The following is a 1,069-nucleotide window of genomic DNA, read 5'->3' on the forward strand; positions in this document are numbered from 1 at the left end:
TTGAAAACCTGGGGGATGACCTGTGGTTAGGGGTGAAAGGCCAATCAAACTCCGTGATAGCTGGTTCTCCCCGAAATGCATTTAGGTGCAGCGTCGTGTGTTTCTTGCCGGAGGTAGAGCACTGGATAGGCGATGGGCCCTACCGGGTTACTGACCTTAGCCAAACTCCGAATGCCGGTAAGTGAGAGCGCGGCAGTGAGACTGTGGGGGATAAGCTCCATGGTCGAGAGGGAAACAGCCCAGAGCATCGACTAAGGCCCCTAAGCGTACGCTAAGTGGGAAAGGATGTGGAGTCGCACAGACAACCAGGAGGTTGGCTTAGAAGCAGCCACCCTTGAAAGAGTGCGTAATAGCTCACTGGTCTAGTGATTCCGCGCCGACAATGTAGCGGGGCTCAAGCGTACCGCCGAAGTCGTGTCATTTCAGCATATAGGGCCAACGCCTGCTGGGATGGGTAGGGGAGCGTCGTGTGCCGGGTGAAGCCGCAGCGGAAGCTAGTGGTGGACGGTTCACGAGTGAGAATGCAGGCATGAGTAGCGATACACACGTGAGAAACGTGTGCGCCGATTGACTAAGGGTTCCTGGGTCAAGCTGATCTGCCCAGGGTAAGTCGGGACCTAAGGCGAGGCCGACAGGCGTAGTCGATGGATAACCGGTTGATATTCCGGTACCCGCTGTAAAGCGTCAAACATTGAATCCAGTGATGCTAAGCCCGTGAAGCCGTTCCGGACCCTTCGGGGAATGGAAAGTGGTGGAGCCGGTGATCCGAGCTGGTAGTAGGTGAGTGATGGGGTGACGCAGGAAGGTAGTCCATCCCGGGCGGTGGTTGTCCCGGGGTAAGGGTGTAGGCCGTGTGATAGGTAAATCCGTCGCACATCAAGGCTGAGACCTGATGCCGAGCCGATTGTGGTGAAGTGGATGATCCTATGCTGTCGAGAAAAGCCTCTAGCGAGTTTTATGGCGGCCCGTACCCTAAACCGACTCAGGTGGTCAGGTAGAGAATACCGAGGCGTTCGGGTGAACTATGGTTAAGGAACTCGGCAAAATGCCCCCGTAACTTCGGGAGAAG

At 56.1% G+C, this 1,069-nt stretch carries 1 rRNA gene; it reads left to right on the forward strand.

Features of this window, described 5'->3' with window-relative positions:
- Positions 1-1,069, forward strand: a 23S ribosomal RNA gene (locus tag ACIPC1_RS40305); the annotation flags it as partial.

The sequence above is a fragment of the Streptomyces sp. NPDC087263 genome, assembly GCF_044744645.1.
Lineage (GTDB): Bacteria > Actinomycetota > Actinomycetes > Streptomycetales > Streptomycetaceae > Streptomyces.